This window comes from Streptomyces sp. NBC_01506 (assembly GCF_045040295.1).
Lineage (GTDB): Bacteria > Actinomycetota > Actinomycetes > Streptomycetales > Streptomycetaceae > Streptomyces.
Genome location: NZ_CP109422.1, coordinates 4,534,075 through 4,550,217, shown reverse-complemented (window position 1 = coordinate 4,550,217; position 16,143 = coordinate 4,534,075). Strand labels below are relative to the sequence as shown.

Sequence of the window (16,143 nt, the reverse complement as noted above, 5' to 3'; positions counted from 1 at the left end):
AGGCTGCGTCGGCTGTTCGTTGCTTCCGGGTTTGCGAACCCTTGTGACTCTGTTGGCCTTTTCTTTTCTTTTTTGCTCATGAAGCGAGAACTTAAGGTCGGAGATCTCTATCCGTAAGCGGCTAATCGCGCCAAAGTGGGACTGGTATAGACCTGGACGTCACTCCGCTCGGATGCGCAACGCCCCGACCGCGTCGGCCTACGAGAGCCCGGTCCGGGCCACCGCCTCGTCCGGGGTGAGTGCCGTGCCGAGGGTGAAGGCTTCCTCGAACGCGCCCGCGCCCAGGGCCGTTCGGGCCGAGTGCGTGATGCGGTCGACGTCGGTGCGTTCGGCGGGTGGCAGCGAGGCGCCCGCCGCGCGGCGGGCCGCCGTCGCGGCGCCCAGCAGCAGGGCCGCCGACTCGGCGCGGCCCGCCAGGGTTTGCGCGCCGGACAGCCCTTCGAGCGCGAGCGCGACCGCGCGCGGGTCGCCGATCGCACGGGCGGCGGTGAGGCCGTCCAGGTGGGTGGCCAGCGCCGTCGCGGCGTCGCCGCGCTGCTCGGCGACGAAGCCGAGTTCGGCGAGGACCAGCGCGTTGCCGGCCTCGATGGACACCTCCGCGTACCAGTCGCGGATACGTAGCAGAAGCGTCCGCGCCCCGTCGAGGTCGCCCGTGCGGCGGGCGCCGAGAGCGAGGCCGATCTCCGCGTGGATCTCGCCGAAGCGGAAGCCCTGTTCGGCGGCCACCCGCCGCGCCCGCTCGTGCAGTTCGCGGGCGCGGTCCGGCTCGCGGGTGAGCAGGGCGAGCCGTCCGAGGCCGGAGAGCCGGGCGGAGACCTCGGCCGCGAGCCCCAACTCCTCGGCGATCCGCAGCCCTTCGCGGTGGATACGGGCCGACTCGGCGTAGTCGCCGTTGATCGAGGCGAGGGTGGCGAGCGGCATGACGGACTGCAACTCGCCCCACCGGTCGCCCAGTTCGCGGAAGAGGTGCGCGCTTCGTTCGCCGTCGGCGCGCACCGCGGCCAACTCCCCGCGCAAGGTGGCGTGCGCCGCCCGCCGCCCGAGGGACGCGGCGATGCCCCACCGGTCGCCCAGGTCATCGAAGCCGCGCAGGGCACGGGTGTTGAGGCTGTCGGCCGCGGCGAGGGCCCCGGCGTTGAACAGGCCGTACGCCCCGAGCCACTGCGCCCGCGCCCGCCGTGGCGGCGATTCGACGGCCGCGTGGTCGCGCGCCATCGCGCGCGGGGTGCCGGGTGTGACGGGTTCGCCGCCGAGCAGGGCGAAAGCGGTGTGCAGGGCGCGGACTTCGGCGCGGAGGGAGGGAGCTGGGGTGGGCTGCGTGGCGTCGAGCGCCGTCGACAGGGCGCGGCGGGCCTCCTGGAGGCGGCCGGAGAGGAGCCAGTACCAGGCGAGGGCCGTGACGAGGCGAAGCGCCTCCCCCGTCCCCGTGGCCGTCGCCGTCGTCAGCGCCGTACGCAGATTCGCCGTCTCCGCCGTCAGCCGCAGCATCCGGGCGCGCTGCCGGGGGCCGCGCAGAAGCGGCTCGGACTCCTCCGCCAGGCCCAGGTAGTAGAGCAGATGGCGCTCGCGTACGGCGGTGAAGTCGGCCATCTCGTGCAGCCGTTCCGTGGCGTACGCGGCGACGGACTCCAGCAGGCGGTAGCGCGGGCCGGCCGGCCCCTCCACCCGTACCACCAGGGAACGGTCCACAAGACGGGCCAGCAGGTCCAGCACCTCCTCGCGCGTCACGCCGTCGCCCGCGCACACCGCCTCGGCCGCTTCGAGCGTGCAGCCGTCGGTGTGCGCGGCGAGACGGCGCAGCACGATGCGTTCGGGGGCGGTCAGCAGCTCCCAGCTCCAGTCGAGCACCGCCCGCAGGGTCTGCTGGCGCGCGGGGGCGCCCCGCCGGCCCGCTGTGAGAACGCGGAAGCGGTCGTCCAGCCGGGCCGCCAGCGTGCGGACGCCGAGCGCGCGCACGCGCGTGGCGGCCAGCTCCAGCGCGAGCGGGATGCCGTCGAGACGGCGGCAGATGGCCGCGACGGCCTTCTCTTCTTCGTCGTCGCGCAGGGCGAAACCGGGGTCGGCGGCCGTCGCGCGGTCCGTGAACAGCCGTACCGCGTCCGCCTGTTGGAGTGGTTCGACCGGGAGCAGCGACTCGCCGGACACACCGAGCGGTTCCTGGCTGGTGGCGAGCACCCGCAGGCCGGGCGCCGCGCGCAGGAGTCGTTCGGTGAGGTGGGCCACCGGTTCGACGACATGCTCGCAGTTGTCGAGTATCAGGAGCGTTCGGCGGTCGCGCAGCGCGGTCGAGAGCTGGTCTGCGGGGGCGGGCGTCCCCGCGTCGTCGCGCAGGCCCAGCGCCGACGCGATCGCCTCCGCGATGTCGTTGGGGTCGTCGGTGCGGCGTCCTGCCAGCTCCACCAGTTGTACGCCGTCCCGGAAGTCGCTCGCGTACGTATCGGCGACGCGGCCCGCCGCCGCCAGCGCGAGGCGGGTCTTACCGACGCCGCCCGCGCCGGTCAGGGTCACGAGCCGGGCGGTGGACAGCAGCCGGCCGACCTCCCGCACGGCATCGTCCCGGCCGACGAGGGGGGTCAGGGGGGTGGGGAGCGGTGGGGTGGAGGCGTTCAGCGACGGGTCCTGGCGGAGGATCGCGGTGTGCAGCGCGCCCAGCTCCGGCCCGGGGTCGGCCCCCAGCTCCGCCGCCAGCGACTCCCGCAGCTCCGCGTACGACGCCAGCGCCTCGCCCTGCCGCCCCGCGCGGTAGAGCGCCCGCATCTGTAGGAGGCGCAGTCGTTCGCGCAGCGGATGGCGGGCGACCAGTACGGCCATTTCCCCGGCCAGCGGTGTGTGTTCACCCAGGTCGAGCCGGGCCTGTGCGTGTTCCTCCAGGGCCGTGAGCCGCTGCTCCTCCAACTCCTCCACGGTCGTACGTACGAAGGACTCGTCCCGGAAGTCCGCGTACGCCGGCCCGCGCCACAGCCCCAGCGCCTCCCCCAGCAGCTCCGAACGCGTCCGCGCGGTCGCGGCGGACCGGGCTCGTACCAGCAGCTCACGGAAGCGGTCGGCGTCGGTCTGGGCGTCCGAAAGGTCCAGCGCGTAGCCGGCGGGGCCGTGCACGACCCGGTCGCGGCCGATCGCGCGGCGCAACTGGGAGACCTTGCCCTGGAGGGCGTTCGCGGGCTTGCCCGGCGGTTCGGGGCCCCACAGGTCGTCGACGAGCCGGTCGGCGGAGACGGGCCGGCCCTCGTACGTAAGGAGGACGGCGAGCAGGGCGCGAACCTTGGCCTCGGGCACCCGTACGGCAGCCCCGGCACCGCTTCGGACGGTCAGGGGACCGAGGACTCCGAACCGTATGCGCATATCCGAACCGTACCTACCGACCACCCTCAGCGGACCCGCAGCCGACCCGCAGCCGACCATCAGCGGACCATCAGCGACCCGGCGCAGCCTGGCTCCAGTCCCACCCACACACCCACAGCAGGCAGAAGGAGCGCCACATGAGTACGTACGCGGGTCTGAAGGCAGTCGTCATCGGCGGTTCGATGGGCATGGGTCTCGCCATCGCCAAACGCCTGGTGGAAGGCGGTGCGGAGGTGCTTCTCACCGGCCGCAACCCGGCCAATCTGGAGGACGCGCGCAACGAGCTGGGCCCGTCCGCGCACGTCGTCAGCTCGGACATCGCCGATCCGACCGCCGTCGCCGCCCTCGGTGACCTGGTCGCTTCGAAGCTCGGCCGGGTGGACCGCCTCTTCGTCAACGCGGGCATCGCGCGGCTGGGGACGTTCGAGACGGTCACGGAGGAGGACTACGACGCGCAGTTCGCGGTCAACACCAAGGGCGCCTTCTTCACCGTGCAGCGGCTGATCCCGCTGCTCAACGAGGGCGGCTCGATCGTCTTCACCACCTCGGTCGCCGACAACTCGGGCACGCCGGGCATGGGCGTGTACTCCGGCACCAAGGCGGCCCTGTGGTCGTTCGCGCAGACGCTGGCCGCCGAGCTGGTCTCGCGGGGGATCCGGGTCAACGCCGTCGCGCCGGGCTTCATCGACACCGCGGGGTCGGGGATCCAGGGACTGCCGGACGAGGTCGTGGCGGCGTTCAGGAAGAGCGGGGACGAGAAGACGCCGATGAAGCGGCACGGCACCTCGGACGAGGTCGCGAAGGCGGCGTTGTTCCTCGCGACGGACGCGACCTTCACGACCGGGTTGAAGCTGTCGGTCGACGGCGGTCTCGGCAAGCGGATCGCCACGCCTGAGACCGTCTGACCTCGGCTGACCGGGTCTGACCTGGTCCTTTCCCGTCTCGCGCGCCCGCCAGATCTGATCTGGCGGGCGCGCGGTCCCGTCTAGCGCCTCAGTGGTGAAGGGGAACGAGGGAGGACGAGGGAGGGAGGCGGGCCGTATGCGACAGCACAGCGCGGCGGCGCCGTTGCGGGTCGCCGTCATCATCGGCAGCACCCGCGAGGGCCGCCTCGGTGAGTCGATCGCGCGGTGGTTCGTGGAGCGGGCGGGCAAGCGGGACGAGTTGGAGCTGTCGGTCGTCGACCTCGCCGACTTCGACTTCCCCGCGCGCTATCCCGACGTGCCCACGGAGCCGATGGTCCGGTTCACCGCCGAGGTCGACCGCGCGGAGGCGTTCGTGGTGGTGACACCTGAGTACAACCGCTCGTTTCCCGCCTCCCTCAAGCAGGCCGTCGACTTCGCGTACGACGAGTGGCACACCAAGCCGGTCGCGTTCGTCAGCTACGGCCACGGGTCGGGCGGGCTGTACGCGGTGGAGGGGCTGCGCACGGTCTTCACGGAGCTGCACACGGTCACCCTCCGCAACGGGGTGTCGATCAACCTCTTCGACTGCGGTGACGACGCGTTCGACATCGACGCGGCGGCGGAGGAGCACCGGGACCGCGAGGCGTGCGTACTGCTCGACCAGCTCGGGTGGTGGGGCGTGGCCCTCCGCGAGGCGCGGGCAGCCCGCCCGTACATCTGCTGATGAGTTTCCGGCACCGGCGGAGTCATAAGGGGAAATCCGCCGAAGGCGATCCAGAACGACGAGCAACGACGAGCAACGACGAGCAACGACGAAGGACTGAATGATGAGTAATGATCTTGCGATCGAGACCTCAGGGCTGGTGAAAGTCTTCGGCTCCAACCGCGCCGTGGACGGAGTCGATCTCGCCGTGCCGACGGGCACGGTCTACGGGGTGCTCGGCCCGAACGGCGCGGGCAAGACCACCGTCGTACGGATGCTCGCCACGCTGCTGCGCCCCGACGGCGGCCAGGCCCGCATCTTCGGCAAGGACGTGGTCAAGGACGCCGAGGCGGTCCGCAGCCGGGTCGCGCTGACCGGGCAGTACGCGTCGGTGGACGAGGACCTGACCGGTTCGGAGAATCTGGTTCTGCTCGGCAGGCTGCTCGGGCACACCAAGCCCGACGCCCGCGATCGCGCGGGGCAGTTGCTGGACGCGTTCGGTCTTACGGAGGCGGCCGGCCGGCAGGTCAAGAACTACTCGGGCGGTATGCGGCGCCGTATCGACATCGCCGCCTCCATCCTGAACACCCCCGACCTGCTCTTCCTGGACGAGCCGACGACCGGCCTCGACCCGCGCAGCCGCAACCAGGTGTGGGACATCGTGCGGGCCGTGGTCTCGCAGGGGACGACGGTGCTGCTGACGACCCAGTATCTGGACGAGGCGGACCAACTGGCGTCCCGTATCGCGGTGATCGACCACGGCAAGGTGATCGCCGAGGGCACGAAGGGCGAGCTGAAGGCGTCGGTCGGTTCCGGCGCCGTGCATCTGCGGCTGCGCGACGCGGCCCAGCGGCCCGACGCCCAGCGGGTGCTGGCCGCCGCGCTGCACGCGGAGGTCGTGCTGGACTCGGACCCGGTCGCTCTGACCGCCACCATCGGCGGGGGCGGCAGCGACCGGGGCGCGGCCGAGCAGGCCGGGCGGGCGCTCGCCGAGCTGGCCCATGAGGGGATCGTTGTCGACAACTTCTCCCTCGGCCAGCCCAGCCTGGACGAGGTCTTCCTCGCCCTCACCGACAAGCAGAAGACGAAGAACAACACCGTGAAGGAGGGGGCGGCGGCATGACCACCGTAGCCACGAAGACCCAGGACCTGGACGACATCGAACTCACGACGCCCTCGGCGGACGACCTCGCCGCGCTGCTCGTGAACAAGGAGCGCCCGCCCCGGCCCAGCCCGCTCTCCGCGTCGATGACCTTCGGCTGGCGGGCGATGCTGAAGATCAAGCACGTGCCCGAGCAGCTTTTCGACGTGACCGTCTTCCCGGTCATGATGGTGCTGATGTACGCGTATCTGTTCGGCGGTGCGCTGGCCGGGTCGGTCTCCGAGTACATCCAGTTCCTGCTGCCCGGCGTCATGGTGATGAGCGTCGTGATGATCACGATGTACTCGGGCGTCGCGGTCAACACGGACATCGCCAAGGGTGTCTTCGACCGTTTCCGTACGCTCCCGATCTGGCGTCCGGCGCCTATGGTCGGCTATCTGCTCGGCGACGTGGTCCGCTACGTGATCGCCGCGATCGTCATCCTGGGCGTGGGCCTGGCCATCGGGTACCGCCCCGACGGCGGTGTGCTCGGCATCCTGGCGGGAGTGGTGCTGCTGCTCGTCTTCTCCTTCTCGTTCTCATGGATCTGGACGATGTTCGGGCTGATGCTGCGCACCGAGAAATCGGTGATGGGCGTCAGCATGATGGTGATCATGCCGCTGACCTTCCTGAGCAACGTCTTCGTCGACCCGAAGACGATGCCGGGCTGGCTCCAGGCGTTCGTCAACAACAGCCCCGTCTCCGAACTCTCCAGTGCCGTAAGGGAGTTGATGGCCGGCAACTGGCCGGCCCACGACATCGCGGTGACGCTCGGCTGGTCGGTCGGACTGGTCCTCGTCTTCGGTACGTGGACGATGCGGCTCTACAACCGCAAGTAAGTGTGAGCGCGTGAATCCGAGCGCCTGTGGCCTGCGACTCCCCGGGGGAGAGCCGCAGGCCACAGGCGTGGGCGACGGTGTGTTGACTCTGTCCAAGGGGCAAGCCTCAGCATCGGGTGTACCGGGCGAGACGCCCGGTACGAGGAGAGAGAGGCGGCGGACCGTGGACGGCGATTACCTGGGTGAACTGACCATCGGCGCGTTCGCCCGCGCGTCCCGGCTGTCGCCGAAGGCACTGCGCCTCTACGACGAACTGGGCCTGCTGGTACCGGCTCGCGTGGACGCGACGACCGGCTATCGGTATTACACCGAGGCGCAGTTGGCACGCGCCCGGCTGGTGGCGTGGCTACGGCGCGTCGGGATGCCGCTGGCCCGGATCGGTGCGGTCTGCGATCTGTACGAGACGGATCCGGGGGCCGCCGGCCGGGACATCAGTGCGTACTGGGCGCAGGTGGAGACGGAGACCGCCGCGCGCCGGGACCTGGTGACCTTCCTCGTTGGCCAACTGTCGGGAAATCCGGCAGGGAAGGGCGTTGAGGAGATGTCTGACATGAGGATGCGTTACGCGGCCGGATCGGACCGGGGGCTGGTCCGGGCGGTCAACCAGGACACGGCGTACGCCGGTTCAAAGCTGCTCGCCGTGGCTGACGGATTCGGGGACGACGGCGCGCGGGCGAGCGGGGCGGCCGTCGACGCGCTGGTGGCGCTGGAGGAGTCGGTCCGGGGCGGTGATGTGCTCAACGGGCTGGCGGACGCGGTGGACCGGGTGAACGCCCTGACGGGCGGTGGTGCCTCCGGGACCACGCTCACCGCGATACTGTGGACCGGATCCCGGCTGGCGCTCGTGCATGTCGGCGACACCCGCGCGTATCTGCTGCGCGGCGGTGACCTCTCCCGGATCACGCACGACCACACCCTCGTACAGTCCATGATCGACGCGGGCACGCTCACCGCCGAGGAGGCGGCGTCGCATCCGCAGCGGGCGCTGCTCCTCCGCGCCCTGGACGGCGCCGAGGACCACGCCCGGCCCGATCTGCGGCTGTACGACGTGGAGCCGGGCGACCGCTATCTGCTCTGCTCCGACGGCCTGTTCACGGTCGTCCGGCCCGACGACATCCGGCGCGTGCTCGGCACGGCGGCTCAGCCGGAGGACGCCGTACGAGAGCTGATCGCGCTGGCTCTCGCGGCGGGCGGGCCGGACAACGTGGCGTGTGCGGTGGCCGACGCCGTCACGGCGGCATGACGGCGCCCGGCGACGACCTGCACCTTCGGCTCCATCGGCTACGGGCCGAACAACTCGCCCGCGAGGTGGTGGACGCGGCCGACGTGGCCGAGGCGCGGGTACGAAGCGCGACGACGCGATGGATCAGCCGGGTCGGCCAGGTTCGCCGGTTTCGCCGGTTTCGCCGAGTTCGCCGGCGAACTTCGTGGGGAGGCCGACGGGGAGGATGTGTATCTCACCGCCCTTCGCCTCCCAGCCGTGCCGAGAGGTCACGCACATCAGTTTGACGGCCAGCCAGCGGTTGTCGGGGGACCAGGCCATCGCGTAGTCCTGCAAGGGGAACCAGCCGCTGCCGATGGAGTGGCAGGTGACCTCCCGGTGGTCGCCGACCCGCCGGATGATTACTTCCAGCACCCCCGGGGATGCCGCCGAGATCGCCAGATAATCGCCGTCCGGGCTCACCCGCAGGGACCGGATCTTGATTCCGTCGTTCTCGATCACCTCCAGGGTGCGGCCGTCCGCCGGGTCCATCACATGCACCCGCGACCCGAGCGCGACGAACATCTTCGACTCATCGGCGCAGAACGCGACGCCTTCGTACGAATCCACACGCTCCGTGTCGTCCTCGGCCACGGCCTCGTCCACGGGTATCACCCGCTCGTCGCCGGTCGGCGACAGCAGGGCGACGGCGGGGCCGGACGCGTACGAGGTGCGGTACCGGCCGGTGGCGGAAGCAACGTCGCCCGACTGCGGAGGAGCCTCGACCGGAGCGCCCGACACCGCGTCGTAGGCCAACTGCGGGAGTATTTCCTCGTGGTCGCGGAGGGTGATCACCGGTTCGCCGGGCACCCACATCAGCCAGGGCACGATGTAGTCGTCGTGACGGGCGCGCAGGCATTCGCGCCAGTCGGTGGTGTCGTAGACGACCAGCTCGCCCGGATGGTCGCAGGTGACGGCAAGGAAGCGACCGTCGTCGGAGAACGCCACCTGGTAGGGCGCGTTGTCCCCGCTGAAGGGCTTCAGCACGACGGCCGGGTTTCGCAGATCGGGGACGGCGGTGGCCTCACCGTCGAGCAGTTGATCGGCGCGAGTGTCGTAGGAGGCGGTGCGCCACCAGTCGCCGGCCGTCAGATGCTCGATCCACCGGGCGTCGGTGACGGTCACGTCGTAGTCGGCCCCCGTGCGTGCCTCCTCGCTGCGTAGCAGCTCCGCAGCGGCCTTCGGGGACATCTCATCGAACCGCAAGCCGCTTTCCCAGGGATAGCTGACGTAATCCTCGTCCTCGTCCTCGTCCTCCTCCTCGTCTTCCTCTTCCTCTTCGTCTGTTTCCTCCGTGGCGAGGTAGTTGCGCGTCTCTAACTGCTCCACGCTCTCCACGAACCAGCGGGTATTGGTGTCCACCCATGCCTCGTCGAGACGCTGGTCCTGGGTGACCGCGAGGCCGAGTGGGGCGTCGTCGGGGGCGGTCTCACTGAAGATTCGCAGGAAAAAGCTCGCGTCGTCGGCGAGCGTGACATCGGGGTGGATAACGGCCACGCGCACGCGGACACGTCGCTGCGGTGGATCGACCGCCAGCACCCGGACGCCGTAGAGGTCTGACATGTTGCTTTCCTTCGGTGGATCTCGCGTTCCTCGCCGGTGCGAGAAAAACTGACACCCGCAACACTCGCATCCGCCACTGACAACGGGCCTCCGTCGCAGGCGACTTGGCGAGGCGAGGCGAGGCGGGTCGGGGCCCAGGTCAGGGCAGGTCAGGTCGGCTCGGTGGCGAGTTCCGTGGGCAGCGCGTCGCGCAGCGCCGCGATGAACGCCTCGACGGCGGGATGAGCCGCCGAGCCGCCGCGGAACGCGACCTCGCTGCGCCGGCGCAGCGGGAGCGGCGTCAGCACGGTCCCGGCGGGCGGGTTCTGCGCGCTGAGTTCGGGGACGACGGCGACGCCCGCGCCCGCCGCGACCAGACCGAGCGCGGTGTCGTAGTCGTCCACGCGGTGCCACGAGTCGACATGGAACCCGCTCGCCTCGCACAGCCGCGTCACGCTGGTGTGGCAGAGGGTGCCCGGCGTGGGCAGGATCCAGGGCGCGTGGCGCCACTTCCGTACGGGATCGTCGTCCGGCGTCGGGTCCCGGTCCTGGTCCCGGTCCTGGTCCCGGTCCCGGTCCGGGGCCGCCGGGGTGGCCAGCCGCATCCGTTCGGTGAACACGGGGCGGCTCTGGATGCCGGGCCGGACGGGGGGCGGGCGGCCGTCGCCGGAGTCGTAGTGATGGGTGAGCGCCAGGTCCAGTTGGCCGGCGCGCAGGGCGTCGGGCGCGTCGGCGGGGTCGACCTCCCAGACCCAGGGCTCCAGCCTCGGATACGCCCGGCGCAGCGAGACGAGCAGGCCGGACGCCAGGACGCGGGCGGCGGACGGGTAGATGCCCAGCCGCAGGGGGCCGGCCACTTCCCTGCCTTCGGCCAGCTCGGTCTGCGCGGTCTCCAGCCGCTCCAGGATGACCTCGGCATGGCGCACCAGATTGGCTCCCGCCGGGGTGAGGGCCACGCGTCGGCCGCTGCGTTCCAGGAGGGGCACGCCCGCGTTCCGTTCCAGCAGCGACAACTGCTGGGAGACGGCGGATGGGCTGTACGACAGGGCCTCGGCCACGGCGGCGATGGTGCCCCGGTGGGCGAGTTCCCGCAGGAGACGCAACTGGTGCAGGTTGAGCATCGGCTCAGCTTACGAGCGGCGTCAGTATTTCCCGCTGGACCGGTGCCGTGGGGGCGGGCGAGGATCCGAAGCATGACGAGTGACAGAGGGACGGACAGAGAGACGAACCGAACCCCGGCGAACGCGATCCGGGCGAACGCGATCCCGGCCAGGGGCGTGCACCTCCCGCTGATCACCCCCTTCGACGGCGCCGGGGAGGTCGCGCTCGACGCTCTGGAGGCGCTGGCCCACGACATGCTCAGCGCCGGCGCGGCGGGCCTCGTCGCCCTCGGCACCACCGCCGAGGTGGCGACCCTGAGCGCGGCCGAGAAGGACGCGGTCGTCACCACGCTCGCCCGCGTCTGCCGCGAGCGCGGCGCGCCTCTCATGGCCGGCGCCGGGAACAACGACACGGCGGCCAGCCGCGACGCGCTCACCGCCCTCGGGAAGGTGCCCGAGGTCGTGGCGGCGCTGACGCTCGTGCCGTACTTCACCCGGCCCTCCGAGGCGGGCGTCGTCGCGCACTTCACCGAACTGGCCGCCAACAGCCCTGTCCCGCTGGTGATTTACCACATCCCCTACCGCACAGGGCAGGAGCTGAGCGCGGACACGCTGCGGGCTATCGGCGCGCTGCCGGGTGTCGTGGGCGTGAAGTACGCGAACGGCGGGATCAGCGCGGCCACGGTGGACCTGCTCGGCGAACTGCCCGACGACTTCGCCGTGTTCGCCGGGGACGACGCCTTCGTCTCGCCGCTGCTGGCCCTGGGCGCCCACGGCGGCATCCTGGCGTCCGCGCATCTGGCGACCGGCCGTTACGTGGAGTTGGCCGGGGCCTGGGCGGCCGGTGACGTGGCCCGTGCCCGCGACCTCGGGCACCGGCTCGGTGCCCTGTCGGCCGCGGTCTTCGCCGAACCGAACCCCACGGTGATCAAGGGCGTGCTGCACGCCCAGGGGCGTATCCCCACGGCATCCGTACGGCTGCCGCTGCTGCCCGCCGCACCGGCGGCGGTGGACGAGGCACTGCGGCTGCTGGCGGGGCTGGCCGACCTCGGCTGATCCCGCCGGGCGGGCCCTCAAGGCCCCTCAGGAAACGGCGACTTGCCCGTTCGGGTGCCAGTCGGCCTCGGGCCAGTCGTACTCGTCGAACTCGTTGGGGACCTTCCCACACGGCGCGTAGACGCTGATGAACAGAGTGGTGGTCGAGTCGTTCCACCGAACGTCGACCTGGTCGCCGCCTTCCGGATCTTCGAATCGGAAGCCCCACTCACGAAGAGTCGCCCCCGCGCGGTCGCCTTCGTGGGTGAGTTTCCATCCTTGCTTCACCAACTGCCGGCGCACGCGCTGCTGTGCGTCCCGTGCGGTGGCCTCGGGGACGTCGGGCACGCTCCAGTCGAGCCCGAAACTGAGGACGTCGTTACGTGGCTGGTCGATCTGGGTGAAGCTCGTCAGCCCCCGGTGGTAGCAGGCGCCGGAAACCACACTGCCCGGCTCCGCGAGGTACTGCTCGGGGAGGGCGAAGCCGTCGTGTACGTCGTCGGACCGGTCCTTGAGCCGTTGGGCGACCGCGTCGGGGTCGGCGTCGGGATACGGCTCGCCGTTCCACACGGCCGACACCAAGCCGCCCGCCGCGACGGCGAGGACGGACAGCGCGACCAGTACGAGCCCTGCGGCTGCGTACGTGACCAACCGCCCGGCGGCCCGGACTCTACGTACAAGGGTCTTGAACACGTATGCGACGGTAGGCATCGGCATCGCGCGCCACATGAGTAGCGATACCCAGGTGGCCACTCAGCGGCGGTCCGTGCGACAGGCTCACAGGCTCACAGGCGCCAGTTGAGTGTGCCGGAGGTGTCGTCGTCCGTGCGGTCGGGGCGGTAGGCACAGGTCGCACCCGTGGTCACCGACCGCCTCAGGTGCGCGGCCAGTTCGGGGTGTAGGGCGTCGAGCTTGCGCAGGGTGTCGCGGATTCGGGCCGTGACGGTCTTACGGGCCCGCTCGGCCTCGTCGCCCAGGCGACGGGTGCGTCCGCCGAGACCGGCGGCGGTGCGCAGTTCGTCCAGGAGGGCCTGGCGTTCCCTGTCGTACGCGGCGGCGCGCGCGTCGTCGCCGCGCTCGCCCGCGCGGTCGATCTCCTGGTCCAGTTGGTCGAGCCGGCGTCTGTACTCGGCCTTGGCCCGCTCGTCCAACACCGGGTCGCCGCCCATGGCGTGCGCGGCCACCGCCGTCTCGCCGCCGTCGGGGGAGAGCAGCCGGACGGCCGGGAAGTCGGTGCCCGGGTGGGAGACCAGCGTGTGCAGATCGCGCAGCCCCTTGGCGTCGGGTACGTGGACCGCCCGCCCGTCGAAGGCCAATGCCCATACGGCCCCGTCCCGTCTGAACTCCCGCCTGGAGGTGGGTGGTTGGGGCTGGGCGGTGTCGGCGACCGTGTCCGTGTCTGTGCCCGTGCCCATCTCCGTACGGGATCCGGCGTCAACGCCCGGTCCGCCCGGTCCCGCGTCTTCCGCCCATGGGCCGTTCACCCACGGCCCCCGCCGTGTGTCCGCGTCCGGCGGGTCCGGTGAGGTGGGCGGGGTGGGTGAGGCGGGCTCGTCGGCCGCGCCCGGAACCGCCGCCGGCCGCACCCCTGGCCGTACCAACTCCGGCCGTACCACCTCCGCCTGTACCTCCGGCCCACGCCTCTCCAGATGCCGCAGCCCCATCGCCGCCGCCGCCCGCGCCGTCTCCGCGCGCAAGGCCGCCTCCGCCGCGGCGTCCCCGGCACCGCCGCGCGCCCGCAGCGCGTCCGCCAGCGCCAGGCCCGCGCGCAGGGACCACGGCCTCGCCTGGAGGCGGTCGGCGGAATCGCGCGCCGAGGTGAACGCGGCGACTGCCGCGTCCCACCGGCCCTCCGCCGCGTCCAGCAGACCGAGCCAGAGGTCGACGGGCCCGCTGATGTCGCAGCCGTACAGCGCGACGAGCCATCGGCCGCTGTGCGCGCCGAGCGCGTCCCGCGCCTTGGCGATCAGCGCGGGATCGCCCGACGCGGCGGCCGTGTGCGCCAGGAGCCGGAACCACAGCGGCGCCAAGACCCGCGAGACGGGCTCCGGCCGGTCCGCCACCTCGTGGAGCAGCCGCAGCGCTCGCGCCGTGTCGCCGCGCTCGATCGCCGCGATCCCCTCGAGCAGCACCGGGAACGGGTAGTCCACGCCGTCGAGGCCGCGCGTGACGGCGTCGGCCTCCTCGTAGCGGCCCCGCATCATCAGCAGGGCCCAGCGCAGATGGGAGGTGAGATACCCGAACGCGGCGTGCCCGCACATCACTTCGAGCGTGTCGGCATACCACTTCTCGGCCTGCTCGAAGTCGCCGGTGAACGCGGCGACGATGCCCATGTCGACGGCCTTGCCCAGCTCGTGCCTGCGCTTGCCCGCCCGGTCGGCCAGTGTCCTGTACGTACGCAACTGGCCCAGGTAGCGCGGATCGCCCATCTCCAGGAGCGTCACCCAGCGCATCGCCCCGGCGTGCACCTCCATGTCCAGATTCTGGGTGCGGCGGGCGACGGCCGACATCTCGGTGGTCAGCGCGAGCCGTTCGTCGGAGCTCCCGAGGCCCCAGATGGTGTCGTGCCGTGCCCAGAGGGAGAAGGCGAGCGCGTCGTCGTCATCGTCCCGCCGGGCGAGGTCCGTGGCGCGGACGGCGAGGTCCTGCGCCATCCGCTCCATCTCCTCGCTGCCGGAACCGCCCCCGCCCGCATCCGAACCCTGGCCCGCGCCCGCGCCCCCGCCCCCGAACAGCGCGCGGTACGCCTCGTGCAGCAGCTCCCCGGCCTGCGAGCCCTGGCCCGGGATGTCCTGCTGCTGGTGGAGCGTGAGCGCCACGCGCGTCAGCAGCTCGGGATCGCCCAGCTCACGCGCCGGTGTCACCGCGCGGTCGTAATACCGCTGCGCCTCCTCCTCCATACCGTGGGCCCGCAGCTCGCCGGCGAGGTCGAGCGCGATGAGGACGGCGCGGCGCGGATCCCCCTCGCCGGACGTCTCGGCCACCTCCAGGGCGCGCCGGAAGTGCCCGACGGCTTCGTCGGCCGCGAGCCTGCTCGACGCGTCCCGCGCCGCAGCGAGCAGCAGATCGATGCGGTGGTCCCGGTCCACCGTCTCCCCCGCGAGATGGGCGTGCCGGGCCAGATCGGCGGGGACGATCTTCTCGCTCAGCGCCGGGGCGGTGGCCAGGGAGCGGACGACCGCGCCGTGCAGACGGGCCGCGTCCGGCTCCTCCAGACAGGCGTACAGCGTCTCGCGGACGAGGTCGTGGGCGAAGGCGAACCGGCCGCCGCCGCGCGTCACCACGAGCCGGGCCGCCACGGCCCGGTCCAGCAGCCGGTCCACATGCGGCACCGGCGACGCCGTGACAGCGGCGAGGACCTGGCGGTGGAACTCCCTGCCGAGCACGCTCGCCGTCAGCAGCAGGTCCCCCACCGGATTCGGCAGCATCGACAGCCGCCGCCGCACGGCGTCGCGCACACCGGGGGCGATCGTGCTGACCGGGCTGCCGCCGTGCCACAGACGGGCGGTCTGCTCCACGAAGAACGGATTGCCGCCCGTGCGGCTGTGCACCTCGTCCACCAGGGTGGGCGCCGGCTCGCGCCCGGTGGTGAGCGCGAGGAGCGCGCCCACGTCGTCCCTGTCGAGCCCGGTCAGTGTCACGGCCGCGGTGGCGCGGGCGACGAGCGGAAGGATGAGCTGCTGGAGGGGGTGGCCGGGTGTGTCCACCTCCACGTCGCGGTATGTCCCGATGAGCAGCAGCCGCTCGAACCAGGCGTGCTGGGCGGCGAATTCGAGGAGTCTGAGCGAGGCCGTGTCCGCCCAGTGCAGGTCGTCCAGGACGACGACGACCGGCCGGTGCTGGGAGATCGTGACGAGGGCGGTCGTCACCGCGTCGTACACGGAGAAGGCATCCTTGGCCTCGTCGGCCCCCGCCGCCTCGCCGAGCAGCACCGCGAGCCGGCCGCCCGCCGCCTCCTCGGCCTTCGCCCACTCCTCCTCGCCGACGCCGCGCCGCATCCCGCGCACGACCTGCACCCACGGCCAGTACCCCGGAGCGCTGCCCTCCCAGCAGGAGCCGCCGAGCACCAGCGCCCCGCGCTGTCTGGCCTCCAGGGCGGCGGCGGTGACGAGCGTGGTCTTGCCGATCCCCGCCTCGCCCGCGACCAGCACGAGACCCCCGTGGCTGTCCGTCGCCCGGCCGATCTCCGCGCGAAGGACGCCTGCGGGGTGGTCACGCCCGATCAGTGCAGGGGTCATGACCAAAACCATAGAAGGCACCACTGACAATCGGCAT

At 71.8% G+C, this 16,143-nt stretch carries 11 protein-coding genes; 6 read left to right on the top strand and 5 right to left on the bottom strand.

Features of this window, described 5'->3' with window-relative positions; genetic code table 11:
- Positions 1-198: 198 nt before the first annotated feature.
- The gene (locus tag OG329_RS19815; protein WP_405796863.1) at positions 199-3,342 is read right to left on the bottom strand and encodes a BTAD domain-containing putative transcriptional regulator; all 3,144 of its coding nucleotides are present in this window, start codon (positions 3,340-3,342) and stop codon (positions 199-201) included.
- Between the two features lie 137 nt (positions 3,343-3,479).
- Here OG329_RS19815 and OG329_RS19810 point away from each other — a divergent pair, with 137 nt between their 5' ends.
- From OG329_RS19810 to OG329_RS19790, 5 genes are all read left to right on the top strand, one after another.
- Positions 3,480-4,247: an SDR family oxidoreductase gene (locus OG329_RS19810; RefSeq protein WP_405796861.1), complete on the top strand. Its 768-nt coding sequence runs from the start codon at positions 3,480-3,482 to the stop codon at positions 4,245-4,247.
- A gap of 136 nt (positions 4,248-4,383) precedes the next feature.
- Positions 4,384-4,971 carry an NADPH-dependent FMN reductase gene (locus OG329_RS19805; protein ID WP_405796859.1) on the top strand — a complete coding sequence of 196 codons (588 nt, stop codon included), beginning with the start codon at positions 4,384-4,386 and terminating at the stop codon, positions 4,969-4,971.
- 103 nt (positions 4,972-5,074) lie between these two features.
- Complete coding sequence (locus tag OG329_RS19800; protein WP_405796857.1) at positions 5,075-6,073, top strand: ATP-binding cassette domain-containing protein; 999 nt, start codon at positions 5,075-5,077, stop codon at positions 6,071-6,073.
- On the top strand, positions 6,070-6,930 hold the full coding sequence (locus OG329_RS19795; RefSeq protein ID WP_405796855.1) for an ABC transporter permease: 861 nt from the start codon (positions 6,070-6,072) through the stop codon (positions 6,928-6,930). The genes OG329_RS19800 and OG329_RS19795 overlap by 4 nt, the downstream gene beginning before the upstream one ends.
- A 178-nt stretch (positions 6,931-7,108) precedes the next feature.
- On the top strand, positions 7,109-8,173 hold the full coding sequence (locus tag OG329_RS19790) for a MerR family transcriptional regulator (RefSeq protein WP_405801922.1): 1,065 nt from the start codon (positions 7,109-7,111) through the stop codon (positions 8,171-8,173).
- A gap of 123 nt (positions 8,174-8,296) precedes the next feature.
- Here the strand turns inward: OG329_RS19790 and OG329_RS19785 are convergent, their stop codons facing one another.
- Positions 8,297-9,754, bottom strand: a complete 1,458-nt coding sequence (locus OG329_RS19785; protein ID WP_405796853.1) for a WD40 repeat domain-containing protein — start codon at positions 9,752-9,754, stop codon at positions 8,297-8,299.
- 149 nt (positions 9,755-9,903) lie between these two features.
- Positions 9,904-10,854, bottom strand: a complete 951-nt coding sequence (locus OG329_RS19780; protein ID WP_405796851.1) for a LysR family transcriptional regulator — start codon at positions 10,852-10,854, stop codon at positions 9,904-9,906.
- Positions 10,855-10,926: 72 nt separating this feature from the next.
- Here OG329_RS19780 and OG329_RS19775 point away from each other — a divergent pair, with 72 nt between their 5' ends.
- Entirely contained in the window at positions 10,927-11,889 is a 963-nt protein-coding gene (locus tag OG329_RS19775; RefSeq protein ID WP_405796850.1) for a dihydrodipicolinate synthase family protein, read from the top strand.
- Between the two features lie 27 nt (positions 11,890-11,916).
- Here OG329_RS19775 and OG329_RS19770 read toward each other — a convergent pair whose 3' ends face one another.
- Both OG329_RS19770 and OG329_RS19765 read right to left on the bottom strand, forming a co-directional pair.
- Positions 11,917-12,561: a hypothetical protein gene (locus OG329_RS19770; RefSeq protein ID WP_405796848.1), complete on the bottom strand. Its 645-nt coding sequence runs from the start codon at positions 12,559-12,561 to the stop codon at positions 11,917-11,919.
- 92 nt (positions 12,562-12,653) lie between these two features.
- Positions 12,654-16,106 carry an ATP-binding protein gene (locus OG329_RS19765; protein WP_405796846.1) on the bottom strand — a complete coding sequence of 1,151 codons (3,453 nt, stop codon included), beginning with the start codon at positions 16,104-16,106 and terminating at the stop codon, positions 12,654-12,656.
- Positions 16,107-16,143 lie beyond the last annotated feature (37 nt).

Excerpts from the sequence above, each read along its gene's own strand:
- OG329_RS19815 (WP_405796863.1), bottom strand. The coding sequence starts at position 3,342 with ATGCGCATACGGTTCGGAGTCCTCGGTCCCCTGACCGTCCGAAGCGGT.
- OG329_RS19810 (WP_405796861.1), top strand. The coding sequence starts at position 3,480 with ATGAGTACGTACGCGGGTCTGAAGGCAGTCGTCATCGGCGGTTCGATG.
- OG329_RS19805 (WP_405796859.1), top strand. The coding sequence starts at position 4,384 with ATGCGACAGCACAGCGCGGCGGCGCCGTTGCGGGTCGCCGTCATCATC.
- OG329_RS19800 (WP_405796857.1), top strand. The coding sequence starts at position 5,075 with ATGAGTAATGATCTTGCGATCGAGACCTCAGGGCTGGTGAAAGTCTTC.
- OG329_RS19795 (WP_405796855.1), top strand. The coding sequence starts at position 6,070 with ATGACCACCGTAGCCACGAAGACCCAGGACCTGGACGACATCGAACTC.
- OG329_RS19785 (WP_405796853.1), bottom strand. The coding sequence starts at position 9,754 with ATGTCAGACCTCTACGGCGTCCGGGTGCTGGCGGTCGATCCACCGCAG.
- OG329_RS19780 (WP_405796851.1), bottom strand. The coding sequence starts at position 10,854 with ATGCTCAACCTGCACCAGTTGCGTCTCCTGCGGGAACTCGCCCACCGG.
- OG329_RS19775 (WP_405796850.1), top strand. The coding sequence starts at position 10,927 with ATGACGAGTGACAGAGGGACGGACAGAGAGACGAACCGAACCCCGGCG.
- OG329_RS19765 (WP_405796846.1), bottom strand. The coding sequence starts at position 16,106 with ATGACCCCTGCACTGATCGGGCGTGACCACCCCGCAGGCGTCCTTCGC.